Genomic DNA, 25082 nt, shown 5'->3' on the forward strand with positions numbered 1-25082 from the left:
TGCGTCTGGCGATGCCGTGTCTGCGGACAACGCTGCTTCGCCGCTGCCCGCACTGTCCGCAAATCCCATAGAGGGTGAACCGATCGAGGTGGTCGCCGCCCGGCAGCGGCCTTCCGCTGAGGTCAGGGTGCGCGCGGAACCCGCGCCGCTCGGATCGCTGGACCTGCCTCCTTCCCCGGACGCTGCGCTGGCGACGCCCTTCCCGCAGGAAGTGACCAGCTTCATGGTCGATCGCGACGGCTGTGACCATTTCCGGGGCGAAGAACCCTATGATGGGGAGCGGCGCGTCTTCTTGATGGAGAGCATCGCCGAACTATGCACTGGCACGGACGCCAAGCTGGCGATGCTGCGGCGGCGCTATGCAGGCGATCCCGCAGTCATGGCCGCGCTGCACGGCTATGAGGATCATATCGAAACCCGAGCCAACTGATCGAAGGGATCAGTCGAGCAGCAGCGCGTCAATTGCCTTTGCCAAATCGATGTCGCGACGGGACAGACCATCCGCATCATGCGTCGTCAGGGTGATATCGACGCGATTATAGACGTTGAACCATTCTGGATGGTGGTTGGCCTGCTCGGCCAGCAACGCGACACGCGTCATAAAGCCGAAGGCTGCGCTGAAATCGGCGAAGTTGAAACGGCGACGGATGCCATCCGGGTCCGCGATCACCGTCCACTCCGGCAGATCGGCGAGTTCCTGATCCCGCTCTTCTGCGGTCAGTTTACCAATCATAGCTCTATCCTCATAATATTGTTTCGCCTATGTCGCAGCCATGTCCGACCATGGTCAACCCCCTCTTTTCCCGCCGACCCGTGCTGAGATCGAGAGCCTTGCGCTGGCGGCTCTAGGGCGCCTGCCCGACCCCTTCCGCTCGCACCTGTTCAACGTCGTCCTGTTCGTGGAGGAATTTGCCGACGATCAGGTGCTGAAGGAGATGGGGATCGACGATCCCTTCGGCCTCACCGGCCTCTACAGCGGGCGTCCGGTGGGTGAGCCAGCCCAGACCGGGGATAGCCCACCCACGGTCCATCTGTTCCGGCGTCCTCTGCTGGATGAATGGGTGGAAACGGGCGTGCCGCTGGATGTGCTTATCACCCATGTGGTGGTGCATGAGATCGGCCATCATTTTGGCCTCTCCGACCTCGACATGCAGGTATTGGAGGACATGGTCTCATCATGAGCGATGCAGCGCTGCGCCTGTCGGGCATTGCCTGCGCGCGTGGCGGGCGGATGCTGTTCCGGGGCGTGGACCTGTCGCTGCAGGCGGGCGGAAGCGCGTTGCTGCGCGGCCCAAATGGCATCGGCAAGTCGAGTTTGATGCGCATCTGCGCCGGATTGCTGCGGCCGATGGCCGGGACGATCGAGCGGCGGGGGCGGATCGCGCTCGCCGATGAGCGGCTGGCGCTGGAAATGGAAGAGCCATTGAGGGCGGCGCTGGGCTTTTGGGCGCGGTTGGACGGAGTGAATGCAGCGGCGCTGGACCGGGCGCTGGATGCGATGGCGTTGGGACCGCTGGCTGACATACCTGTGCGGATGCTGTCGACCGGGCAGCGCAAGCGGGCGTCGCTGGCGCGGGTGATTGCCGGGGGAGCCCCGCTGTGGCTGCTGGACGAGCCGGGCAATGGATTGGACGACGCGTCGCTCGCGCTGCTGGGTACGGCGGTGGCGGCGCACCTGGCTGGCGGCGGGATCGTTGTCGCGGCTTCGCATCAGCCCCTGCCGATGACCGCGCCGGCGATCGTCGAGCTTGCCGATTATGTGGCGGAGGACGCGGCATGAGGCTGGTCCTGCTGCTGGCGGCGCGGGACTTGCGGCAGGCGTGGCAGTCCGCCGGGCTGTGGTTGCCGGTCGCGTTCCTGCTGCTGGTGGCCAGCCTTTATCCCTTCGCGGTGGGACCCGACGCGGCACTGCTGGGGCGATCGGGCGGGGGCATGCTGTGGATCGCGGCGCTGCTGGCGAGCCTGCTGCCGGTCGATCGACTCGTGGCCCCGGATCGGGACGCGGGCGTGCTCGACCAAATCGCGCTGCGAGGCATAGGCGAGGAGTTGGTGGTCCTGGCACGGCTGATCGCGCATTGGCTGGGTTTTGGGCCGGCGCTGATGATCGCCGCCTTGCCAGCGGCGGCCCTGCTGAAGCTGGACGGATCTACGATCGGCATGTTGGAGTTGGGGCTTTTGATCGGGACCCCTGCCCTTGCGGCACTCGGTCTGCTGGTGGCGAGCCTGACGGCGGGGCTGCGGTCGAGCGGAGCGCTGGCCGGGCTTCTGGCGCTACCGCTGGCTGTGCCGCTGCTGATCTTTGGCGCGGGGACGCTGGGCGATGGAAGCGGGTCGGCGCTCAAATTCCTGGGCGCGGCGTCGCTGCTGCTAGTTGCGATCACGCCTTTTGCAGGTGCAGCGGCGATACGGGCCGGACGGGAATGATCGCGCTTGCCGCTTCGCTGCTGTTCGTCCTCATTTGGTCCACCGGCTTCATCGTAGCGCGGGGGACGGTGCCGCATGGCGCGCCCGAATTGATATTGAGCGTAAGACTGACGCTGACGGCGCTGCTGCTGGGAATGATTGCTCTCGGCGCACGGCAAAGAGTGCCGACTGGGAGACGGCTGCTACTGCACCTGCTGGCGGGCGCGATGCTGCACGGCGTCTATCTGACGGTCAGTTGGTGGGCCGTCTATCATGGCATGCCTGCGGGGATCATGTCGCTGCTGGGCGCACTGCAGCCGCTGATGGTGGCGGTGGCGAGCGTGTTGCTCTTGGGAGAAAGGCTGCTGAGGCGCGCCTGGGCAGGGCTGGCCATCGCCATTGCGGGCGTGACTTGCGTTTTATTGCCAGCGATCGAGCGTTCCGGCGCAGGCGGCATCCCCCTCATCCCTGTAATCGCTGGGTTGATCGCGGTAATCGGCATGACTGCGGGCACGCTGGTCCAGCGCGGATCGATCGCAGGCGACGGCATCTGGGTTTCAGGCGCCATGCAGAATGCAGGCGGAGCGCTGATTGCGATCGCGACAGTGCTGACGATCGGCGAGATGCGCTGGGATGGCGCGCCGCTGCTGTGGCTGGGTCTCGGTTGGTCCGTTCTGGGGCTGTCAGCAGGGGGGCTGTCGCTGCTGATCTGGCTGGTGCGGACACAGGGACCGACGCGCATGTCGATGCTGCTGCTGCTGGTTCCTCCGCTCGCCGCTGTCGAAGCGTGGTTGCTGTTCGGAGAAAGGCTGGGGCCGATTCAGTTGATAGGTTTCGCGTTGGCCTTGGTGGGCGTTCTGCTTGGGCGGTCGCAGGGCAAGCGCGAGACGGTGAACGAGCCGGCCTGAATATTTCTCCCCCTCGCTCGAACGAACGGAGGGACGTTCACTACTCTTGGACCGGCTTAGCGTTCGCGCAGCCGTTCGTGGTGGCGGATCACTTCGTCGATGATGAAGCGCAGAAATTTTTCCGTGAAGTCGGGGTCGAGATTGGCATCGGTCGCAAGCTGACGCAGCCGGGCGATCTGCCGTTCCTCCCGGCCGGGGTCGGCAGGCGGCAAGTCATGGGTCGCCTTATATTCGCCGACCGCCTGCGTGATCTTGAACCGTTCAGCAAGCATGAACACGAGCGCGGCGTCGATATTGTCGATGCTCTCGCGATACCGCTTCAAAGTCTCGTCCACGCTTGTCCTCCGTTCTTCGGGCGCTTTTTGCGCCATCCAGCGCTGGGTGCAAGCTATTCCCGCTTGCCATCTGCATTTTGCGCCGCCACATGGGCCGGGTCATGACCGCACCCGCCTCAGGCAATGTCCATCCCATCGGCCGCGCCAACGGCGCGCCCTCGCTCGCCCCTATGATGGCGCTGGTTGCCCAGGGCATGAACCAGGTGAATGCGGTAATCCTGGACCGGATGCAGTCGCGCATCCCACTGATCCCTGAACTGGCAGGCCATTTGATCGCGGGCGGCGGCAAGCGGATGCGGCCGATGCTCACCCTCGCCTGTGCGCAGTTGGTAGGCTATGCAGGGAGCCGCCACTACAAGCTGGCGGCCGCCGTCGAGTTCATCCACACCGCCACGCTGCTGCACGATGATGTGGTGGACGGGTCGGGCCTGCGCCGTGGCCGCAAAACCGCCAACATCATCTGGGGCAACAGCGCCAGCGTGCTGGTCGGCGACTTCCTGTTTTCTCGCGCCTTTGAACTGATGGTCGAAGCGGAATCGCTCAAGGTGCTGAAAATCCTTTCCAACGCGTCGGCGGTGATCGCCGAGGGCGAGGTCAACCAGCTGACCGCCCAGCGCAAGATCGACACCAGCGAAGAACAGTATCTGGACATTATCGGCGCGAAGACCGCCGCCTTGTTTGCCGCAGCCTGCCGGATTTCCGCCGTCGTTGCTGATCGCGACGAGGCAGAGGAAAAGGCGTTGGACGTTTATGGCCGCAACCTTGGCATTGCTTTCCAGCTGATCGATGACGCCATCGACTATGAATCCGATGGCGCGACGATGGGCAAGGACGCGGGCGACGACTTCCGCGATGGCAAGGTAACGCTGCCGGTCATCCTGGCCTACGCGCGCGGGTCCGAAGAGGATCGGGCCTTCTGGAAACAGGCGATCGCGGGCAATCGGGTGAGCGACCAGGATCTTGCGCTGGCGACGCAATTGCTGCGCAAGACCGGCGCCATCGATGACACCTTGGCACGCGCGCGACTTTACGGTCAGCGGGCGATTGATGCGCTGGGTCAGTTCGATGCCGGCAGCGCCAAGGCAGCGCTGACCGAGGCGGTGGAGTTCGCAATCGCGCGCGCTTATTGAGGGGTTCGCCGCATCCGCTCGTATTTACGGGAATAGCAGCGGGGCGACTTTGACATGATCCTAACACCGGAAACTCTGGCCTTCCTTATGGCGGCCGCGCTGGTCGCCGGATGCATTGACGCAATGGCCGGTGGCGGCGGACTGATCGCCCTGCCCGCACTGCTGGCCGCCGGAGTACCGCCTGTACCCGCCGTCGCCACCAACAAGCTGCAATCGTCCCTCGGAACCTTTGGCGCCTGCATCGCCTATGCGCGTGCGGGGCATATGGACCTGAAAACCTACCGTTGGCCGGTCTTTGCGGCCTTCGCCGGGTCCATAGGCGGCGCATGGCTGGTGCAGCGCGTGGACCCCACCGTTCTGGCGGGCCTGATGCCTGCGCTGCTGATCATGTTGGCGCTCTACTTCACTTTCTCACCCAAGGTGAGCGAGATGGACCGGCGCAGCCGCGTAGGGATTGTCGTGCTGAGCCCGTTGATCGGCGTCATCGGCTTTTATGACGGCTTTTTCGGGCCAGGGGCCGGGGCATTTTACACGACGATTTTCGTGGCCCTGGGCGGCCTGGGGCTGGTGCGGGCGACAGCACAGACCAAGGCGGCGAATTTTGCGAGCAACATCGCCGGGCTGATGACGATGATCATCGGCGGCCATGTCATCTGGGTTGCGGGGCTGGCGATGGCTGTCGGGAGCATCACCGGCGGACAGATCGGATCGCATCTGGCCATGCGGTTCGGGAGCAAGCTGATCCGGCCATTGTTGATCATCATGTCGCTGGGGTTGACTGCGAAGATGCTTTTGGATCCCAAGAACCCGGTGCATGCTTTGTTATTTGGATGACGGCCGACGATAGCAGGCTGCGCTTGCAGCCCGCGTCGAATAAAGCGACAGGGCGATGATGACCGCCGTGCTGCCCATTTATGATGTCCTGCCCCGGTTTCTTGAGGCGCTGCGCAATAGGAGCAATGCGGTGCTCGTCGCGCCGCCGGGTGCGGGCAAGACGACGGCCGTGGCGCCTGCCCTGCTGGACGAACCCTGGTGCACTGGGCAGGTCCTGCTGCTCTCCCCACGAAGGCTGGCGGCGCGCGCAGCGGCGGAGCGCATTGCCGAGTTGATGGGGGAAATGCCAGGCGGAACAGTCGGCTATGCCACGCGCATGGACAGCAAGCAGTCCGCCAGGACGCGGATTCTGGTGCTGACCGAGGGCATTTTCGTGCGGCGGATACAGGACGATCCGGAGCTATCGGGCGTGTCTGCCATATTGTTCGACGAAGTGCATGAGCGCAGCCTGGACAGCGACTTCGGGCTGGCGTTGGCGCTCGACGCACAAGGCGCGCTGAGGCCGGACCTGCGTATCGTGCCGATGTCTGCCACGCTGGATGGCGCGCGCTTTGCTGCGCTGCTGGACAGCGCGCCGGTGTTCGAAAGCAAAGGACGGATACAGCCGCTGGAACTGCGGCATCTGGGGCGATCGGCGGAAAAGCGGATCGAGGATGAAATGGCGGCGGCGGTGCGGCGAGCGCTGACAGAAGAACCGGAAGGAGACCTTCTCGCTTTCCTTCCCGGCGTGGCGGAGATCGAACGGACGGCGGATCGGCTAGAAGGGCTAAGCGTAGAAGTGCACAGGCTGCATGGAAGCCTGGACCCCGCTGCCCAGCGCGCGGCCATCCGCCCGTCACGAGAGGCACGGCGGAAGGTCATTCTGGCGACCTCCATCGCAGAGACCAGCCTGACCATCGATGGCGTGCGGATCGTGATCGATTCCGGCTTGGCGCGCCGTCCGCGTTATGACCGGGCGGCGGGCGTCACGCGGCTGGTGACCGAAAGGGCGAGCCAAGCGGCGGCGACGCAGCGATCTGGCCGTGCGGCACGGCAGCGGCCGGGCGTCGCCTATCGTTTATGGGAGGCGGCGGCCACGGCGGGCATGCCGCCATTCGACCCGCCCGAGATATTGGAAAGCGATTTATCGAGCCTGTTGCTCGACTGCGCCCTTTGGGGCGTGAGCGACCCGGCGAGCCTGCAATGGCTCGATCCGCCGCCGGAAGCTGCGCTGAGCGAGGCGCGAAAGCGGCTGACGGTACTCGAAGCGCTGGATGAGGAAGGGCGTATCACGGCCCATGGAAAAGCGCTGGCCCAGCTGCCGCTGGAACCACGAATCGGCCATATGCTGGTGCGGGCGGGAGAGATGGGGCTGGCGGAGCCTGCGGCCGAAATCGCCGTGCTTCTGGGGGAGCGCGGGATTGGCGGGCAGGACGTCGATCTATCGCAACGGCGGGCGCGTTGGCGGCGCGAAAGCGGCAAGCGGGCCGATGCGGCACGGGCCATGGCCAAGCGGTGGGCGCGGCTCGCAAAGCTGCCTTCCGGAGCACCCGCCGCGACTTCACCCTTTGGAGGTTCCGAGCATCAAACGGGGCTTTGCCTCGCACTCGCTTTTCCCGACCGCGTTGCGAAACGGCGCTCCGCTGATGGTGCTGATTGGACAAGTGTGGGCGGACGCGGCTTCCGGCTCGACCCTGCCACCCCACTCGCCCGCGAAGAGTGGTTGGCCGTGGGAGAGGTGCAGGGCGGCGCGGCGGGGGCGCGGATATTGTCAGCAGCGCCGATGGACGAGGCTGATGTTCTGGGCCTCTTCAGCGGGCGGGTGACTGAACATCGCACGGTGCGCTTCCGGCCTGAGACCGGCGGAATAGAAGCGCTGCGGGAAAGGCGGCTGGGCGCCGTCAGGCTTTCTTCCGGATCGGACGACCGGCCCGATCCGGAAGCGGTGACCGCCGCGCTGGTGGATGGCGTAAGGCGCGGCGGGCTGGACCTTTTGCCCTGGTCGGATGCCGCGCGATCGCTGCGGATGCGGGCAGGTTTTGCCGGAGTCGAAGCGCTGTCTGACAGTGCGTTGCTGACCAGTCTTGACGAATGGCTCCCGCCCTTGCTGGCTGGCAGGCGGCGCTTGTCCGACATCGACCGGGCGCAGCTTTCAGCCGTGCTGGAAGGGCTGATCGGCTGGGACGGCAAGCAGCAACTCGACCGGCTCGCTCCGCCGGACTTCCGTTCGCCTGCGGGCAGCAGCCATGCGATCGACTATGCGGCAGAAGGGGGGCCGCGGGTGGAGTTGCGCGTGCAGGCGCTATTTGGCCTGGCCGAGCATCCGGTGGTCGGTAGCGCCCGCATACCGCTCGTCCTGTCGCTGACGTCGCCTGCCGGGCGGCCGATCCAGACGACACGTGACCTGCCCGGTTTCTGGGCGGGCAGCTGGAGCGCGGTGGCGAAGGAAATGCGCGGGCGCTATCCCAGGCATCCTTGGCCCGACGATCCTGCAGGCGCGGCTGCGACGTTGCGTACGAAACGTGCCGACGCCCGTGGCAAGCCTTGACTTGAGGGCGCCCGCTGGTGCAACGGAGCCATCGCCTTCCCAAGGAGTTTGACGCCACGATGGCCGCCCGCATCTATCAGATTCAGAAGAACGCCCTTCAGTCTGGCAAGGCGCGGACCAACAAATGGGTCCTGGAATTTGCCCCGAGCGAGGCGAAGAAGCCCGATCCGCTGACGGGTTGGGCCGGCTCGGGCGACACGCAGAGCCAAGTGAAGCTGACCTTCCCTTCCGTGGACGCGGCGCGCGCCTATGCAGACAAATATGGGATCGATTACCGCTTCATCACGACTCCGCCCAAGACGCTGAAGATCCAGGCGTACGCCGACAATTTTCGCTGAGGCATGAAACGGCGGCACAATCGGGCGCGATGCTGCCCGATTGCCGCCTTATTCCCTTGCCAAGAGGCGGAGCTTGGGGGCAAAAGCCACCCTTTCATGGGAAAGCTTTGAACAGATAATGACGGATCGCCAGCAGATTTTCGACAGCATCGCCGCGCAGATCACGCCTTTCAACAAGAAGGGCGTTGAGCTGACCGAGGCCACCACCTTCGCGGGCGACCTGGAGTGGGACAGCCTGACGGTAATGGACTTCGTCGCCGCGATCGAGGACGAGTTCGACATCATCATCACCATGAACATGCAGGCCGAAATCGAAAATATCGGCCAGCTTGTCGATGCCGTTGCGAAGCTGAAGGGCTGAGCCAGCTTACCTCCCCCGTTCGCATCGAAGCGGTTCGAACTTGCCGAGAACCGATGGTCGAGATGGCGGGGCAAAAGTTTTCGACTGACGCATCTCGGCCTTGCTCGATGCTGCTCGAACCGAACGGATATATGTGATGACTGACGCCGCCGAAACCGCCACTGACGCCCACACGCCTGCCGAAGTAGCTGGCGCGCGCGACCTGTTTTCCAAGTTCGACGCCCTGATTGCTGAGCGGGAAGCGCTGCTGGCGACCGGCGTGCGTGACCCATTCGCCATCGTGATGGACGAGGTGAAGTCCCCAACCCAGGCCATCATCAAGGGCAGGGAAACGATCCTCCTCGGCACCTATAATTATATGGGCATGACCTTCGACCCTGAGGTCGTCGCGGCGGGCAAGAAGGCGCTTGATGACTTTGGCGCGGGCACGACTGGCAGCCGCGTGCTGAACGGCACTTATCAGGGCCACAAGGAAGTCGAAGAGGCGCTGAAGGAATTTTACGGCACCAGCGGCGCGATGGTGTTTTCGACCGGATATCAGGCAAATCTGGGCATGATCTCGACGCTCGCCGGGCGTGGCGACTATGTGGTTCTGGACGCCGACAGCCATGCGTCTATCTATGACGGCTGCTTCCTGGGTGATGCGGAGATCGTGCGTTTCCGTCACAATAGCGTCGAGGATTTGGACAAACGCCTGGGCCGCTTGCCTGCCGATGCGCAGAAGCTGATTGTGCTGGAAGGCGTCTATTCGATGCTGGGCGACGTCGCCCCCCTGCCTGAGATGGTAGCGGCGGTGCGCAAGCATCCCAACTGCATGATCTTGGTCGATGAAGCGCATGGCATGGGCTTTTTCGGACCCAATGGACGCGGCGTCTATGAGGAGCAGGGTGTCGAAAAGGATGTCGATTTTGTTGTCGGCACCTTCTCCAAGTCGGTCGGGACGGTCGGCGGCTTCTGCGTGTCGAACCACCCGAAGTTCGAAGTTCTGCGGCTCGTATGCCGTCCCTATGTCTTTACCGCCTCGCTGCCGCCGAGCGTGGTCGCCACCGCCGCGACATCGATCCGCAAGCTGATGCATGCGGGCGACAAGCGCGCGCATCTGTGGAAGAACAGCCAGCTCCTGCATAAGGGCCTGACGGATCTCGGCTTCAAGCTGGGAACTGAGACGCCCCAGTCTGCCATCATTGCAGTGATCCTCACCGATCAGACACAAGCGGTAGCCATGTGGCAGGCACTGCTGGAACTCGGCCTCTATGTGAATATGGCTCGCCCGCCCGCGACCCCTGCCGGAACCTTCCTGCTGCGTTGTTCGCTGTGCGCCGAACATAGCGATGAGCAAGTGAGCCAGATCATCGGGATGTTCGAAGCGGCAGGCAAAGCCACTGGCGCAATCGGCTGAACCCGCTCTCCGCTCTGGTTTGCCGCCAAGCAACATTTTCATCCGATGAAGCGGGAGATTATCAAGGAACCTTTTCATCCTTGATATTTCGCCGGTAATGCTGTTCGACTAATGTAGGGGTTGATGGCGGACAGCTATTACATGGAAGATCAGGAGTCCGGCTGGCAAGCGGCGGTTCGACGCTTCCTTCCGCTAGTCCTTGTGATATTGCTGGTGGGGGCGCTCGGCACCCTGCTTTACAGCGCCAGTAACGCGTCGCGCGACCATGAACGCGCGCTGATGGAACAGCGCCGCAGCTTTGAGATCATAGCCCTTGCGCGAGCTTTCGAGGCCAAAACTGCGCGCGCCGAAGTGACGCTGGCCCGCTATGTGATCAGCCTTGATCCGGATGTGGGCCGGTTGTTTCAGGACCAATGGCGCACCGCATCGAGCCAATTGAAGCTTCTAAGCTACGCAACGCGCCAATCGGGATGGCAGCGGGCCAATGTGCAGGAGTTGCAGCACGCCTTCGAACAACGCGGCAAGACGCTAAGCGAAATTGGTCTGCGCACGACCTACGACCAGAAGATGGGGGCGCTCGCCCAGTTTCACCGTGCTGGCCGGTCGGAGGATCTGAAGCATATCACGGCGCTGCTCGATCGGGTGATCCAGGCCGAAAATGCCCGGCTCCAGGAACGCAGCCTCGCCGTGAAGCTGGCTGGCAACCGGACGCAATTTGTCGATCGGACATCGCGCCTGTTCGGTCTGGTGCTACTGGTCTGCGTCTTGTTCGCGCTCTGGATGCTGAACGCCGCCTATACCGAGCGCCGCAATGCCCGCCGGATGGCGGAGGTGGAGGCCGAACGCGCCGACAGGTTGGAAGCGGCGGTCGCGGCCCGTACGATCGAACTGTCGGATGCCTACGAGCAGTTGAAAAAGGAAACGTCCGAACGTGCTGCCGCTGAGGAAAATCTGCGGCAGATGCAGAAGATGGATGCGGTGGGCCAACTGACCGGCGGCATTGCGCACGACTTCAACAATATGCTGGCTGTGGTCGTCGGGGGTTTGGAACTGGCGAAGCGCAAGCTGCGCCTCAAGCCGCAGGAAGCCGCTCGGCACCTGGACAATGCAATGGAAGGCGCTACGCGCGCTGCCGCCTTGACCCGCCGCCTACTCGCCTTTGCCCGGTCTGAACCCCTGTTGCCCCGCGCCATTGACCCGGATCAATTGGTCAAGGGCATGGTGGAGTTGATCGATCGATCGATCGGCGACCAGGTCACCGTGTCCTTGGACAACAATGCCGCCGGATGGCACATCTTCGTTGATCAACATCAGATGGAAAACGCCATCCTGAACCTGTGCGTCAATGCCCGCGACGCAATGGATGGACGCGGACGGCTGGTCATCGAGACGCGCCAAGCTCAATTGGCTGAGCATGAAATCGGAGAGTGCGCCGCGGGCGATTATATCGTCCTCAGCGTTAAAGACGATGGCTGCGGCATGACGCCCGAAGTGCTGGCGCGCGTGTTCGAGCCATTCTTCACGACCAAGCCGGTCGGCAAGGGGACCGGCCTCGGGCTCAGCCAGATATTCGGCTTTGTGCGCCAGAGCGAAGGCGAGATCCGAATCGAATCCGACTTGGGCCAGGGCACAAGCGTGCACATCTACCTACCGCGCAAGTCAGGCGTTGAAGGCACTAGCTGGAGCGAGGCTCCGCTGGCCGATCGCGAGCCGGTGCTGCACCCGCCTACACGCATATTGGTGGTCGAGGATGATCCGCGCGTGCTGAATCAAACGATGGCGGCGCTTGCGGAGTTGGGCCACCTTCCCGTCGCCTGCGATCACCCGTCGAAGGCCGCGAAGCTGCTCACCAGCCATCGGGACATCGGTCTTATCATCAGCGATGTGTTGATGCCTGACATGACCGGCCCGGAAATGATCCGCACCCTGCCCGCCGCGCACGCGCATGTCCCGGTGTTGTTCGTCACCGGCTATGCCGGTGACATTGCCGAAAGTTCGGAGTTTGGTGGGCACGAAGTTCTGCGCAAGCCCTATACGTTGATGGGCCTGTCGCACGCGCTGTCCAACGCGCTCAGCGGATCGCGCCACCCCGGAACAGCCGCGGCAGCAGAGTGAGCGCGCCTATGAGGGGCCAGCGGCGCTGCCAGGGCTTAATGGTGATCGCTGTCCCCGCGTGGCGATTGATTTTCCAGGCGAGATAATCGATGCCGCCAGCGTAGGTGAAACTGGCCTTGGCCAGCCGGACCACGGACAGCCATTTGCCGCGCCGCTGAAGCTGACGCCAGCGGCTCATAATGTCCCGAGGGGATAAGGGCAGGCCCTGCGCCAGCGCCGCTTCACCGAAGCGGCGATACCGATCGGGATCTGCATCGACGATAGAAAGAGAGCGGCCCTTTTTCTCCGCACGCAGCTCCGCATTGTAGGTGAGAGTAAAGCCGGTTTTCCAGAGCGCTAGCGCATCCTGCGTCTCCGACATGGGACTGGCCAGTGAAAGCAAGGTCGGCGCCGCATTGGCGACAGCGGTGATGGCCCGCTGACGGGCGATGTCATCTGCGGCCCAAAGCAATCGGGACGGTTGAGCGAAGCGCGCCCATACCGAAACATTGTCAGCGGCAATGCTGTTGAGCCGGGCGAAATCGGCCTCCGACAGCACGGCATATTTGGCGATCAGGCCATTATGTTCGAATGGGAAGACATTGGGAGGGATCAGGCGGTTCGCCGTCCTCAACCAGCTTTTGTCATAAGCCAAGCGATAGTCCGATACGATCAGGTAAAAATCCAGCATCAGCCCGTCGAGATGCTGTTCCCGCAGACAGGAGCCGTAAAAGAGCACGGCGCGGGCGGCATACGGATACCGGGCGGCCAGCGCACCGGCCATGGCGGCGGCGCGAGGATCAGCCGGAGCGGAGAGTTCCGCCGTGACGAGGGAGAGCAGAGTTTGCGGCATGAGGTCCTCCCATATCCGTTCGGCCTGAGCTTGTCTAAGCTAGTCCGGAGCGACGGATATAGGCAGGCAGTCGAAGGGACTTCTTCCCGCTGAAGACATAACCCGCTCCGGCGGCTTCAGCGTGAACGGCTTTAGGAGGCGCCCTTGCGAAACAACAGCGAGAGATTGTTCGCCGGCATTTCGATGAGCCGATCGAAGCGCATCCCTTCCGCGTCGGCGACGCCGATTACGTCCTCTGCTCGCCGTAGGCCCCATTGCGAATCGCGCGATCGGAGCGACGCATCGAACGCCAGATTGGTCGGCGCGGTTTGCACGTTCTCGCGCAGATAGGGGCCGTAAAGATAAAGCAGCCCGCCGGGCGGGAGGACTTGGCCCGCCCCCTTCATCAGCCCCAGCGTCGCCGCCCAAGGGGCGATATGGACCATGTTTATGCAAAGCAACGCGTCGGCGCTTGTGAGCGGCCAAGGTGTCGCGGCGTCCAGCCGTAGCGGCGGAAGCAGATTGGCCAGCCCCGCTTCTTCCCGCCAGGCGGCGATGGATGCGCATGCCGCCGGATCGGGATCGCTCGGTTGCCAAGCGAGCTTCGGCATTGCCGCCGCGAAATGGATCGCATGTTCGCCACTACCGCTCGCCACTTCCAGCACAAGGCCGGATGGCGGAAGTTCTTCCCGCAGGACGCTAAAAATGGCGTCGCGGTTACGCTCAGTCGCAGGAGCGTGGAGCTTGCCCACAGAAACGGGACCGGAACCGGATTCCCACGGCTCCGGCCGATCCGTCATTCAGCGGCATCCGCCAGCGCGGGATCAGTCCAGGTGAGAATCGGCTTGCGGGCTGCCAGCGTCTCGTCGAGCCGACGGCGGGGTGCGAAATAGGGCGCGCCCTTCAGCGCTTCGTCCCCCGCCTTGGCGCGTTGAGCGAGACTGCGCAGCGCGAGGATGAACTGATCGAGCGCGGCCTTGCTCTCGGTCTCGGTAGGTTCGACCAGCATCGCGCCGTGGACGACCAGCGGGAAATACATGGTCATGGGGTGGAAGCCCTCGTCGATCAGGCCCTTGGCGATGTCGAGCGTGGTGAAGCCGTCGGCGAGGCCTTTGTCGCTGAACAGCGCCTCATGCATGCAGGGGCCGCTTTGTCCGAACGGGGCATCGAGCACATCGTCCAGGCTGCGCAGGATATAGTTGGCGTTGAGGACCGCGTCGCTCGCGACCTGGCGCAGGCCGTCCGCGCCGTGGCTGAGGATATAGGTCAGCGCACGGGTGAACATGCCCATCTGACCATGGAAGGCGACCATGCGGCCAAAGCTGCTCGCATGATGTTCGTCCGCGGTTTCTTCCTCAATCAACGCGAACTTGTCGCCCTGTTTTTCGACGAAAGGCAGCGGCGCGAAGGGGGTGAGCGCCTGACTGAGTACCACCGGACCCGAGCCAGGGCCGCCGCCGCCATGCGGCGTCGAAAAGGTCTTGTGCAGGTTGATGTGCATGGCATCGACGCCAAGGTCGCCAGGGCGCACCCGGCCGACGATGGCGTTGAAGTTCGCACCGTCACAATAGACGAAGGCTCCGGCGGCATGGACCGCGTCGGAGATTGTCTTCATGTCGCGTTCGAACAGGCCGCAGGTGTTGGGATTGGTGATCATCACCGCCGCGACATCGGGGCCGAGACGAGCCTTGAGCGATTCGAGATCAACCCGGCCGTCCGGGGTCGCCGGAATGTCCTCCACCTTGTAGCCGCAGAAGGCGGCGGTGGCAGGATTCGTGCCATGGGCGCTTTCGGGGACCAGGATGACGCTACGCGCATCGCCTCGGGCTTCCAGCGCGGCGCGGATTGCAAGCAGGCCGCACAGTTCACCATGCGCGCCTGCCTTGGGGCTCATCGCAACCGAGTGCATGCCGGTCAATTTGATCAGCCATTCGGCCAGTTCATGGATGACGGCAAGCGCGCCTTGCACCGCCGATTGCGGCGCGAGCGGATGGAGATCTGCGAAACCAGGCATCCGCGCGACCTTTTCGTTGAGGCGCGGGTTGTGCTTCATCGTGCAACTGCCGAGCGGGAACAAGCCGAGGTCGATGGCATAGTTCTGGCGGCTTAGGCGGGTATAATGGCGCACCGTCTCCTGCTCAGACAGGCCGGGCAGGCCGATACTGTCGGTGCGCGCGAGGTTGCCGAGGCGGCTTTCCACCTTGGGGGCTTCGGCAAAATCGACCCCGGTGGTGTCGGTCGAACCGATCTCGAAGATCAGCGCCTCTTCCAGCATCAGCGCGCGGTTACCGGTGGCGGTTGCAGCGGGGGGGCGGGCTTCGTTCACGGCCTGCGGGGCGGTGGGGCGGCCTTCCTTGAGCATGGTCATGCCAGTTCCTCCTGCAGCGCCTTGGCAAAGGTTTCGATGTCCTCCGCCGTCACGGTTTCGGTGACGGCGACGACCAAGCCGTTACCGATCTCCGGCGCATCGGGAAACAGACGGCCGAGCGACACGCCGCCCAACACGCTCTTGTCGGCCAGATTGCGAACGACTTCGCGCGCATCCTTCGAAAGGATCAGCGTGAATTCGTTGAAGAAGCTGTCATTGAGCAGCTTTACGCCCGGCACTTGCGCCAAACGATCGGCGGCCTGGCAGGCGAGCGCGTGGTTGAGGCTTGCCAATTCGCGCAGGCCCTTCTCGCCCAGCAAGGTCATGTGGATGCTGAAAGCCAGCGCGCAGAGGCCAGAGTTGGTGCAGATGTTCGACGTCGCCTTCTCGCGGCGAATATGCTGCTCGCGCGTGGAAAGGGTCAGCACGAAGCCGCGTTTCCCCGCCGCGTCCACCGTCTCGCCACAGAGGCGGCCCGGCATCTGGCGGACATATTTCTGCTTGCAGGCGAAGAGGCCGAGATAAGGACCGCCGAACTGGAGGCCGACGCCGATCGACTGGCCTTCGCCCACGACGATATCCGCGCCCATACGGCCGGGCGCCTTTATCGCGCCGAGAGCGACGGGCTCCGTCACGACGGCGACCAGCAGGGCGCCTGCCGCATGAGCCGCTTCAGCGAGCGGTGTGAGATCGGCAATGCGGCCGAGAATGTCCGGATATTGGACGACGACGCAGCTTGTGTCCTTGTCGATGCCCGCGATCAGGGCATCGAGATCGGGAGCGGCGTCAAGCGCAGGGGCTTCATGCACCAGCGCGTCGCCGGTGAACTTCGCCATGGTCTCGGCGACCGACACATAATGCGGATGCAGGCCGGACGAGAGGATCGCCTTGCCGCGCTTGGTGATGCGGCGGGCCATGCCGATCGCTTCCCAGCAGGCGGTCGAGCCGTCATACATTGAAGCATTGGCCACATCGCAGCCGAGCAAGCGCGCCACCTGCGTTTGAAATTCGAACAGCACTTGCAGCGTGCCCTGGGCGATTTCCGGCTGATAGGGCGTGTAGGCTGTCAGGAACTCACCGCGCTGGATCAGATGATCGACGCTGGCGGGAACATGATGCTTGTAGGCGCCTGCCCCCAGGAAGAAAGGCGCCTCCCCTGCCGACAGATTTTTCCGCGCCAACGCCGCCATGTGGCGTTCGACTGCCAGTTCGCTGGCATGATCGGGCAGGCCAGCAATCTTCTCGTCAAGGCGCGCTTCGGCGGGAACGTCCGCGAAAAGATCATCAACCGACGATGCGCCGATGACGGATAGCATGTCCTGCCGGTCCATGTCGGTAAGGGGTAGGTAGCGCATTCTAACTCCTTCTCCCTTCCCCCTTGAGGGGAAAGGCCGCGGGTGGGACCGTCTGCCTGGCGCAACGCCTGGGGCTGTCCCACCCCAACCCCTCCCTCTCAAAGGGAGGGCCTATTGTTGCTCAAAGGCTCGCCACGAACTTCTTGTAGGCGGCTTCATTCATCAGCCCTTCCAGCTCGCTGGCGTCGGTAACGCGGAGCTTGAAGAACCAGCCATCCTCCTCCGCGTCGCTGTTCACCAGCGCTGGCTCGTCTTCCAGCGCGCTGTTGGTTTCCACGACCTCGCCGGAGATGGGCGCATAAACGTCGGATGCGGCCTTGACCGACTCCACGACGGCGGCGTCGTCGCCCCTGTCGAACGTAGCGCCTTCGGCGGGCAGTTCCACGAACACGATGTCGCCCAACTGCTCCTGCGCATAGTCAGTAATGCCGACGGTGGCGATTTCGCCCTCTACATCGATCCATTCATGTTCGTCGGTGAAATAACGGCTCATCTTACTTCTCCCCTCGGAAGGACATCAGGCCTTGCGGCGGTAACGATGCGGGACGAACGGCATCGGCGCGACGGTGGCGGCGATGCGCTTGCCGCGCACTTCAATCTCCAGCGCGGTATCGAGCGCGCTATGTGGCAGGCTGACCCAGCCCATGGCGATCGGCGCGCCGACGGTCGGTGCGAAGCCGCCGGAGGTCACTTCACCCACCTGGGCGCTTCCCGCATAGATGGGGGCGCCTTCACGCGCAGGCAGGCGGCCTTCGATCTTCAGGCCCACGCGCTTCGAACCCGGTCCGTCGGCCAATTCCTTCATCACGCGCGCATGGCCAATGAAGCCGCCTTCCTCGCGGCGGCGCTTCTGGATGGCGAAGCCCAGATCCGCGCCAATGGTGCTGACCGAAGGCGTGAGGTCATGGCCGTAGAGCGGCAGGCCCGCCTCAAGGCGAAGCGAGTCCCGCGCGCCCAACCCAATCGGCTTCACCTGCGGCAGTTCGCACAGCGCATCGGCGAGCAGGGTGACGTCATCGGCGGGAACGCTGATCTCAAAGCCATCCTCCCCGGTATAACCCGAACGGCTGATCCACAGGTCGATGCCGCGCCAGGTGAAAAGGCCGGACTGCATGAAGAGAAGGTCTGCGGTTTCGGGAACCAGGCTGGCGAGCGCCTCGCCTGCTTCCGGGCCTTGGAGGGCGAGCAGCGCCTGCTCGTCCATATGGTTCATGACAACCTCATCAGGCAGATGCTCGATCATCCAGCCCATATCGTCATATTTCGTGGCGCCATTCACGACCATATAGATGTTCGCGCCATCGAACGCGCCGCCGCCAAGGCGAGAAACCATCAGGTCATCCAGCACGCCGCCCTCTTCATCGAGCAGCATTGAGTAGCGCTGACGGAAAGGCTGCAGTCCTTTGATATCGCTCGGCAGCAGATGCTCCAGCGCCTCATCCACGCCGTCACCTGAAAAGAGCAACTGGCCCATATGGCTAACGTCAAACAGTCCGGCATGCTCGCGGGTCCAGCTATGTTCGGCCATGATGCCTTCATATTGGATGGGCATGTGATAGCCCGCAAAACCGACCATGCGCGCGCCCTTGGCGCGGTGCCAGGCGTCGAGCGGCAGCTCCTGCAGCGGCAATTCTTCTTCAAGATGGGAGATGTCGTCATTGCCGGACATGTAGGGCGGCCTTTCCGTGCGGGGTTACAGGCGGCAAACGCACACGTCCGGAGTCGGCCGCAAGCGTCTGTCACCCCCTCTGTCACGGAACCTGAGAGCTTTGACCACCGGCCAACGACCGGATGGCTTACCCCTTCGGTGGGACGGAGAAATCCGTCCGCTTTCCAGAGTGCCTGCCCACGATGCGGTCCTTTGGCCTGAGAGATTCCGGGGCGGTTGCTCCTTCGGCGACGGGGTGGCCTGAAAGGCTTCCCATGCTCTCCCGCATCATGTCCGGGCCCGAATCTGTCGAGCGCCGGCGACCCCTTCGCATTGCGGGAAATGGATCGCGCCGTCAATTGCTCAATCGGCCGCACCCTCTTCCCGGGCGAGCCGTTCGGCCAAGGTTCGCGTGACCTTTCGCAATTCGTCGAGGCGAGCATTGGCCGCGGCATCGTTCAGCCTGACCTCATCCAAGCTGTCGTCGCCCTCGAAAAGCCGGAGGAAATGATCGACGCCCGTGAAGTTGGAATCCGCCACGAGGTGCGCGCACAATTCTACCCTGCCGGACCAACGGCGATCCCCGCGACTGCGCAAAAGCGCGGCCAAATCTTCCAGCTGCGCCGCAAGGGCTGCGATCTGCGGGTGAAGCGTCATGGTCCGGAGGCTAGGCGGCGCGTAGCGAGAACGCAACCGGCTGCGTCAGGGTAGCACCCCTTCCCCAAAAATCTCGGCGTGCCGCTTTTCTGCATAGCGGTCGGTCATGCCCGCGATAAAGTCACCGATGTGGCGGCTGCGCCGGGGTTCGTCCAGCAGACAGTCATCCTGCCATTCCAGCGGCATCAGATCCGGCTGTTGCTGATAGGCGCGGAAGAGATCGCGCACGATGATGCGGGCGCGATCGGCGGCTGCGAGTTGCGCTGGATGATGGTATAGGGCCGCATACATGAACCGCTTGAGATCCCGCTCCTGCGCGGCAAGCTCAGGGGAGAAGCAGACGAGGGCGCGCCCAGCGCTCCGCACATCTTCAGGGGTCACGACCCGGGCTTCGGTGATGTTGCGCCGGGTTGAAGCGATCAGGTCATTGGCCATGACGCCGATCTGTTCGCGGACCAGTTCACGCAACAGCCGGTCCTGGGGAATGTCAGGATAACGGGCACGCACCCTATCCCAACACTGCTTGACGAGCGGCACGGTAAGCAACTGCTCAAGCGTCAAAAGACCCGCGCGCAGGCCATCGTCGATATCATGATTGTCATAGGCGATGTCGTCGGCAATCGCGGCGAGTTGCGCTTCAAGAGAGGAATGGCTGCCAAGCTCCAGCGGAAAGAGCGTGTTGACCTCTCGCATAGCCCATCCCGGGTGATCGATGGGGCCATTATGCTTTGCGAGGCCCTCCAGCATTTCCCAACTGAGATTGAGGCCCGGAAAACAAGGATAGGGCGATTCAAGCAGCATCAGCGTGCGCAGCGTGTGGGCGTTGTGATCGAAACCGCCATGCTCATCGAGCGCCGCTTCCAGCGCATCCTCCCCCGCATGGCCGAAGGGTGGGTGGCCGATGTCATGGGCGAGGCAGAGCGCCTCCGTCAGATCTTCGTTGAGGCCGAGCGTGCGGGCGGTGGTGCGGCCAATCTGCGCTACTTCCAGACTGTGCGTCAGGCGGACGCGAAAATGATCGCCGTCGGGCGACACGAAAACCTGCGTCTTGTGCCGCAACCGGCGGAAGGCGATCGAATGTATGATGCGATCCCGGTCCCGCTGAAAGATGTCGCGAGGGCCGCGCATCTCGCCGCCGGGCTCAGGATGAAGGCGGCCACGGCTATTATCCGGGTGCGAGGCATAGGGGGCGAGCGTCGTCATGGGACGCCCTTACTTGCCTCCCAGCCTCTCGACCGCCTCTCCAGCCTCACTTTGCCAGGCGAAAGCATCAGCGCCGGCCGATTTGAGCTTGGACTCGACCGTTTTTGCGCGGGTAAAGCTGGTGAAAGGCCCGATCAGCAGTCGGTTGGTGCGGCCCCAGCTTGCGAGCCATCCATCCTGTGGCGCGACATCATCATATTTGCGGCGCAGGCCCTTGAGCGTGAAGGCCAAAGCGCCCCGGTCAGCGCCGGTGCCGATCTGAACCCAATTGCGCGAAGGGTTGGCGGCGAGGCGGGCTTTTTCTTCGGCGGCCTTCTTCGCCTTGGCATCCGCTTCCGCTTTTGCCTTGGCGGCGGCGTCGGCCTTTGCCTTGACTGCAGCCGCTGTCTTTTTAGCCTTCTCTGCCGCGGCCTGCCGTTCAGCGCGCCGTGCTGCCTGCAGTGCCTGGATTTCGGAAAGATCGACGGCTGCAATGGTGGAGCGGCGCTCCGTTTCGGGTACGTCTATGGCGCGAATGATTTCTGCCAGCGTACGGGTTGCCTCGGGGTTAGGTTGCTGCCGGGCAGCGAGTGCAGGGGCAGCTTGTTGGACCGCAGGTGCCGACGCCCGTGCCAGGGTGATGGCATTCGGCTGGCTAGCGGTGGTGGCAGCGGAGGCGGACTGGCTCGCGGTCGATGAGACGCCCGGCGCTGGCGGCCCTTGCACATCGGCCGAACGCGGCGGAAGCGATGATGGGGTGAGCGAGGAGGGAGCTGGTGCCGTTGCGGGCGCACGCGAAGGCATCGGCTGCGACTGAACGGGCAAGCGAGCGGCCGGCATTGGCCGGTCGGGCTGCATCGGCTGAACGCGGGCATTTGACGCGCCGGGCGACTGATAGGAGGGCCGCACGGGAGCCGGAGCGGGGCTTTCCGGTGCGGCCGCTACGGGGGCGGGCACGGCTGGCCTTGGCGTCGCCGCCGCCAGGGAAGTGCCGACGCGCGTCGGGAAGTGGCCAAAATGTACCGCTGCCGCCTTCTGAGCGGGGGTCAGATAGGGCATCTTCTCCATATAGGGCGACAAGGCAGCGGCGAGTTGAGCCGGCATTGTCTGGTTAGCGATCTTGCGTGCATCGGCTTGCTTGTTGTTCATCGCGAGGATGAAGGCGCGGTAGCGCCAGGCGGCACGGTCGCTCTTGTAAAGCAAAGGCTGCAGAACCTTTTCGGCCGCGTCCAGTTGACCCGAAATGCCGAGGGACGCGGCATAGCGGTAGAGAAGCTCGGCATCCTCCGGCGCGCGTTTGAGCGCAGCCTGATAGTCGCGCTGGGCCCCTGCTTGATCACCCGTCATGTCGCGGGCCAGACCACGATCCGCCAGCAGCGTCGCCTCTCCAAATCCGAGGCGGGTCGCTTGATCGAAAAGCCGCAGCGCTTCCGAAGGATTCTGGGACTTGAGCATGACACGGGCCAAGCCCGCCTTGACTCGCCCATTATTGGGTTGGATGGCGTCAGCGCGGCCGAAAAAACCCGCCGCTGCACGCACATCGTCCATATCGATCGCCGCTTCACCAGCGCCGATCAGCGCGTCAACATCGCGGGGATTAGACGCCAACCGCGACAGATTGCGGCTGAGACTTTCCGCACCGGAAGGCCGAATTGCCTGAATCTGTGCGGGCTGGGAGTGCGCAGTTCCCGTTAGGAACAGGCCACCGAGTATCCATAAAGCTGAGCGTTTCACACAAGCCCTTTAGCGGATCGATGCGTGAATGGGAAATTTACCGCAAGTAAAAGCGCGCCCGATCGCCCGATGCGACCGATGGCGCGCTTCAACAGGATAAAACAGCTTCCGCCGCGAGCTTACTGATTGCTTTGGCGGTTGAGGAAGCGCGGGATGTCGGGGGTCGATCCGGCATCGTCGCTTGCTGCAGCATTCTTGTCCGCGCCCCGGGTTAGACCTGCCATACGCTCAAACAGGGTGCCGCCGGTGGCGACACGCGGCGCAGCTTGGGGAGCAGGCGCGGGAACGGGCTGCGATTCGGCCGCTTCGGCACCTAGCAGCAACTCATCCTGCGAGGAGTCTTCATCCGAGAATATGGCGGCCGGGCGCGCAGGTGCCGCAGGAGCGGGCTTGGGCGCAGCGGCCTTTTCTTCGATGGGCGCAGCGATCGGAGCCGGCTCCGGAGCGGCGGGCACATCCAATTCCAGCGTCTCGGGCTCCGGCTCAGGTGCTGCAACCGGGGCGGGTGCGGGCGGAGGCGTCTGACGCGAAGCAGCGGCGGCGGGCACCGCCACAGCCGGGCGGTTGGCGAAGCTGAACGGCTGGGTCAGAGGCGCGGCTCCGGCGGTCGCTTCACTGTCGATGCCGGTCGCCACAACCGACACACGGATTTTTCCATTGAGGCCGTCATTGAACGCCGAACCCCAAATGATGTTCGCATCGGGATCGACCAGTTCGCGGATGTGGTTCGCCGCCTCATCGACTTCCATCAGGCGCATGTCGTCGCCGCCGACGATGGAAACAATAACGCCCTTGGCGCCGCGCATCGAAACGCCGTCGAGTAGCGGGTTAGCGATAGCCTTTTCAGCGGCCTGGAGCGCGCGGCCGTCGCCTTCCGCTTCGCCAGTGCCCATCATCGCCTTGCCCATCTCACCCATCACCGAACGGACGTCGGCGAAATCGAGGTTGATGAGGCCCGGCATCACCATGAGGTCAGTGATGCCGCGAACACCTTGCTGCAGCACCTCGTCAGCCATCTGGAAGGCTTCCTTGAAGGTGGTGTTGGGGTTCGCGATCAGGAACAGATTCTGGTTCGGGATGACGATGAGGGTATCGACATGCTTCTGCAGTTCTTCGATGCCGGATTCCGCCGACTTCATGCGGCGGTTGCCTTCGAAGGTGAAGGGCTTTGTCACAACGCCGACGGTCAGGATGCCCTTGTCGCGTGCAGCCTTCGCAATGACGGGAGCAGCGCCGGTGCCGGTGCCGCCGCCCATGCCTGCTGCGATGAAGCACATATGCGCGCCGTTCAGCGCATCTTCGACGGAAGCGATCGTCTCCTCAGCAGCGGCCTTGCCGATTTCCGGACGCGATCCAGCGCCCAAACCTTCCGTGATCTGCGGACCCAGCTGGATACGACGCTCTGCGGGCGAGGCGTTCAGGGCCTGCGCGTCAGTGTTGGCGACGATGAAATCCACGCCCTCAACCGACGCGGCGATCATGTTCGCGATGGCGTTGCCGCCCGCGCCGCCTACGCCGATCACCGCGATGCGAGGCTTCAACTCGTCCACATGCGGCGGGCTGATCTCAATGCTCATAAATTCTAGCTCCCTCCAGCTTCGGCGACATGAGCGAAACTGTCATCGAAGGTTAATGCAACAGAAAATGGTGTATTTCACCAGCAAATTTCATTCGGCTTTCGATTTATTCAATAGTTCGTCTTCATCGCCCGCACCATCCGCTGCCACCATTGGGGTGCATTGATACGATGAACGGTCTGAGGAGCGGGCGCTATCGTTCTAAGATCAACCGGGTTCGATGCGCCATAAAGCGCAAGGCCCGCCAATGTTGCGAAGGCAGGGCCGCTATGCGCTTCGGGCAACGCTGCCAACCCGCGCGGCCTACCGATGCGGACGGCGCGACCCAGCGCGCCCTGCGCATAGTCGGCGATGCCCTTCAATTCCGCTCCGCCACCGGTCAAGACTACCTGCCGGCCGGTGGGCGTGTTGAACCCCATGCCCGCGAGCGCGGCGTTGATCTCCGTCATCAACTGGTTGAGCCGCTCGCAAATCACGGCGACCAGAGCGGCGCGCGTGATCTTGCCTCCGTCCGCGTTGGGGCCAGCGCTCTGCCCCGGCACGGCGACGTCGCCATGCGGCGGCGCAATCTCGATCATGTCGCGAAAGTCGCGGCGGTTCTGCATCGCCGAGCCATAGAAGCATTTGATCCGTTCAGCCTGGCTGCGGCGGATCCCGAAGGCTGATGCGATATCATCGGTGATGTCGGAAGCACCGATCGGGATGCTGTGCAGGCCGACGAGCATGCCGCCTGCATAGAGCGAGACGTTGGTCACGCCTGCGCCGAGTTCAACGAGGGCGACGCCCAGGTCCCTCTCCTCTTCCGACAAGCAGGCGAGCCCTGTCGCGATCGGCGAAGCGACGATGGAGTTGACGTTGAGATAGGCCCCGCGAACGCACAGGTCGAGATTGGCCAGCGGCGCTCCGTCGGCCAGCACAACATGGATATCGACGCCCAAAAGATCCGCGTGCATGCCGAGCGGCTTTTTGACCGGCACTTTGCCATTTATGGTGAAACATGTGGGCTGCGCATGAAGCACTACCCGCCCGTCAGGATCGATGCCCTGCTGCCCCGTGGCGAGCAGGTCGTCGATGTCGGGCTGCTCGACGCGATAACCGCCCATGTCGCGCTCGACCGTGACGACGTCGCTGACCAGGCTGCCGCCCGAAAAACTGACCCACACATCCTCGATATTGGTGCCCGCGACGCGCTCGGCCTGCTCGACGGTTTCGCGTACGGCCAGTTCAGTCCGCTCCATGTCGGCGATGAAGCCGCGGCGCACGCCCCGGCTTTCCCGCTGCCCGGTGCCCAAGATCGCCAACTCCCCCGTTTCGGTGCGCCCCGCAATCAGCGCGGACACCTTCCACGACCCTATATCGATCGCGGTGACGAGCTTATCGACCTTGGGTTGCGCCATGTG

25 protein-coding genes and 1 riboswitch are annotated in these 25082 nt (G+C 63.6%); of the genes, 12 read left to right on the forward strand and 13 right to left on the reverse strand.

All coding sequences use genetic code 11. The annotated features are described in order from the left end of the window. Positions 1-16 precede the first annotated feature (16 nt). Positions 17-430 carry a hypothetical protein gene (locus ACFO3E_RS20485; protein WP_335675640.1) on the forward strand — a complete coding sequence of 138 codons (414 nt, stop codon included), beginning with the start codon at positions 17-19 and terminating at the stop codon, positions 428-430. Between the two features lie 9 nt (positions 431-439). Here ACFO3E_RS20485 and ACFO3E_RS20490 read toward each other — a convergent pair whose 3' ends face one another. Beyond that, positions 440-733, reverse strand: a complete 294-nt coding sequence (locus tag ACFO3E_RS20490) for a 4a-hydroxytetrahydrobiopterin dehydratase (RefSeq protein WP_066527431.1) — start codon at positions 731-733, stop codon at positions 440-442. Positions 734-773: 40 nt separating this feature from the next. Between ACFO3E_RS20490 and ACFO3E_RS20495 the strand changes: the two genes are divergently transcribed. Genes ACFO3E_RS20495 through ACFO3E_RS20510 form a run of 4 tightly spaced genes read left to right on the forward strand, consistent with a single transcriptional unit; the run spans position 774 to position 3311 of the window. Beyond that, positions 774-1181: a metallopeptidase family protein gene (locus ACFO3E_RS20495; protein WP_066527429.1), complete on the forward strand. Its 408-nt coding sequence runs from the start codon at positions 774-776 to the stop codon at positions 1179-1181. Then, positions 1178-1780 carry a heme ABC exporter ATP-binding protein CcmA gene (ccmA, locus tag ACFO3E_RS20500; RefSeq protein ID WP_066527426.1) on the forward strand — a complete coding sequence of 201 codons (603 nt, stop codon included), beginning with the start codon at positions 1178-1180 and terminating at the stop codon, positions 1778-1780. The genes ACFO3E_RS20495 and ccmA overlap by 4 nt, the downstream gene beginning before the upstream one ends. Continuing rightward, entirely contained in the window at positions 1777-2424 is a 648-nt protein-coding gene (locus tag ACFO3E_RS20505) for a heme exporter protein CcmB (protein WP_066527424.1), read from the forward strand. The genes ccmA and ACFO3E_RS20505 overlap by 4 nt, the downstream gene beginning before the upstream one ends. Continuing rightward, positions 2421-3311, forward strand: a complete 891-nt coding sequence (locus ACFO3E_RS20510) for a DMT family transporter (RefSeq protein WP_066527422.1) — start codon at positions 2421-2423, stop codon at positions 3309-3311. The genes ACFO3E_RS20505 and ACFO3E_RS20510 overlap by 4 nt, the downstream gene beginning before the upstream one ends. A 56-nt stretch (positions 3312-3367) precedes the next feature. Here ACFO3E_RS20510 and ACFO3E_RS20515 read toward each other — a convergent pair whose 3' ends face one another. Continuing rightward, positions 3368-3646, reverse strand: coding sequence for a chorismate mutase (locus ACFO3E_RS20515; RefSeq protein ID WP_066529238.1), 279 nt, complete (start codon positions 3644-3646; stop codon positions 3368-3370). A gap of 101 nt (positions 3647-3747) precedes the next feature. Between ACFO3E_RS20515 and ACFO3E_RS20520 the strand changes: the two genes are divergently transcribed. From ACFO3E_RS20520 to ACFO3E_RS20550, 7 genes are all read left to right on the forward strand, one after another. Further along, positions 3748-4776 carry a polyprenyl synthetase family protein gene (locus ACFO3E_RS20520; RefSeq protein WP_066529241.1) on the forward strand — a complete coding sequence of 343 codons (1029 nt, stop codon included), beginning with the start codon at positions 3748-3750 and terminating at the stop codon, positions 4774-4776. Between the two features lie 54 nt (positions 4777-4830). After that, positions 4831-5610: a TSUP family transporter gene (locus ACFO3E_RS20525; protein WP_066527419.1), complete on the forward strand. Its 780-nt coding sequence runs from the start codon at positions 4831-4833 to the stop codon at positions 5608-5610. A 55-nt stretch (positions 5611-5665) separates the two neighbouring features. Beyond that, positions 5666-8137, forward strand: coding sequence for an ATP-dependent helicase HrpB (gene hrpB, locus ACFO3E_RS20530; protein WP_082919617.1), 2472 nt, complete (start codon positions 5666-5668; stop codon positions 8135-8137). Positions 8138-8196: 59 nt separating this feature from the next. Beyond that, positions 8197-8475, forward strand: coding sequence for an ETC complex I subunit (locus ACFO3E_RS20535; protein ID WP_066527417.1), 279 nt, complete (start codon positions 8197-8199; stop codon positions 8473-8475). Positions 8476-8593: 118 nt separating this feature from the next. After that, positions 8594-8836 carry an acyl carrier protein gene (locus ACFO3E_RS20540; protein ID WP_066527414.1) on the forward strand — a complete coding sequence of 81 codons (243 nt, stop codon included), beginning with the start codon at positions 8594-8596 and terminating at the stop codon, positions 8834-8836. A 136-nt stretch (positions 8837-8972) separates the two neighbouring features. Continuing rightward, on the forward strand, positions 8973-10235 hold the full coding sequence (gene spt / locus ACFO3E_RS20545; protein ID WP_066529231.1) for a serine palmitoyltransferase: 1263 nt from the start codon (positions 8973-8975) through the stop codon (positions 10233-10235). Between the two features lie 123 nt (positions 10236-10358). Then, positions 10359-12350, forward strand: a complete 1992-nt coding sequence (locus ACFO3E_RS20550; RefSeq protein WP_380807164.1) for an ATP-binding protein — start codon at positions 10359-10361, stop codon at positions 12348-12350. On the opposite strand, the gene ACFO3E_RS20555 is transcribed toward ACFO3E_RS20550, so the two are convergent. From ACFO3E_RS20555 to ftsA, 11 genes are all read right to left on the reverse strand, one after another. After that, positions 12307-13182, reverse strand: a complete 876-nt coding sequence (locus ACFO3E_RS20555; protein ID WP_066527403.1) for a hypothetical protein — start codon at positions 13180-13182, stop codon at positions 12307-12309. The two genes, ACFO3E_RS20550 and ACFO3E_RS20555, sit on opposite strands and share 44 nt — an antisense overlap. 131 nt (positions 13183-13313) lie before the next feature. Beyond that, complete coding sequence (locus tag ACFO3E_RS20560) at positions 13314-13961, reverse strand: DUF938 domain-containing protein (RefSeq protein WP_380807166.1); 648 nt, start codon at positions 13959-13961, stop codon at positions 13314-13316. Next, a complete protein-coding gene (gene gcvPB, locus ACFO3E_RS20565) occupies positions 13958-15529 on the reverse strand; it encodes an aminomethyl-transferring glycine dehydrogenase subunit GcvPB (protein ID WP_066527399.1) in 1572 nt (523 codons plus the stop codon). Before gcvPB ends, ACFO3E_RS20560 begins: the two co-directional genes overlap by 4 nt. Beyond that, a complete protein-coding gene (gene gcvPA / locus ACFO3E_RS20570) occupies positions 15526-16884 on the reverse strand; it encodes an aminomethyl-transferring glycine dehydrogenase subunit GcvPA (protein ID WP_066527397.1) in 1359 nt (452 codons plus the stop codon). Before gcvPA ends, gcvPB begins: the two co-directional genes overlap by 4 nt. Positions 16885-17005: 121 nt before the next feature. Beyond that, a complete protein-coding gene (gene gcvH, locus ACFO3E_RS20575; protein ID WP_066527394.1) occupies positions 17006-17377 on the reverse strand; it encodes a glycine cleavage system protein GcvH in 372 nt (123 codons plus the stop codon). 24 nt (positions 17378-17401) lie between these two features. Beyond that, positions 17402-18553, reverse strand: a complete 1152-nt coding sequence (gene gcvT, locus ACFO3E_RS20580) for a glycine cleavage system aminomethyltransferase GcvT (protein WP_066527391.1) — start codon at positions 18551-18553, stop codon at positions 17402-17404. A 175-nt stretch (positions 18554-18728) separates the two neighbouring features. Then, a riboswitch (glycine riboswitch) is annotated at positions 18729-18828 on the reverse strand. Between the two features lie 67 nt (positions 18829-18895). Further along, positions 18896-19189 (reverse strand): hypothetical protein, encoded by a 294-nt coding sequence (locus tag ACFO3E_RS20585; protein WP_066527389.1) that lies wholly within the window; start codon positions 19187-19189, stop codon positions 18896-18898. Positions 19190-19234: 45 nt separating this feature from the next. After that, positions 19235-20392 carry a deoxyguanosinetriphosphate triphosphohydrolase gene (locus ACFO3E_RS20590; protein ID WP_066527386.1) on the reverse strand — a complete coding sequence of 386 codons (1158 nt, stop codon included), beginning with the start codon at positions 20390-20392 and terminating at the stop codon, positions 19235-19237. A 9-nt stretch (positions 20393-20401) separates the two neighbouring features. Beyond that, the gene (locus tag ACFO3E_RS20595; RefSeq protein WP_380807167.1) at positions 20402-22105 is read right to left on the reverse strand and encodes a tetratricopeptide repeat protein; all 1704 of its coding nucleotides are present in this window, start codon (positions 22103-22105) and stop codon (positions 20402-20404) included. A gap of 119 nt (positions 22106-22224) precedes the next feature. After that, a complete protein-coding gene (gene ftsZ / locus ACFO3E_RS20600; protein ID WP_066527378.1) occupies positions 22225-23682 on the reverse strand; it encodes a cell division protein FtsZ in 1458 nt (485 codons plus the stop codon). Between the two features lie 110 nt (positions 23683-23792). Further along, a complete protein-coding gene (gene ftsA / locus ACFO3E_RS20605; RefSeq protein ID WP_066527373.1) occupies positions 23793-25079 on the reverse strand; it encodes a cell division protein FtsA in 1287 nt (428 codons plus the stop codon). Positions 25080-25082 lie beyond the last annotated feature (3 nt).

This window comes from Sphingobium tyrosinilyticum (assembly GCF_042654265.1).
Classification (GTDB): domain Bacteria; phylum Pseudomonadota; class Alphaproteobacteria; order Sphingomonadales; family Sphingomonadaceae; genus Sphingobium; species Sphingobium tyrosinilyticum.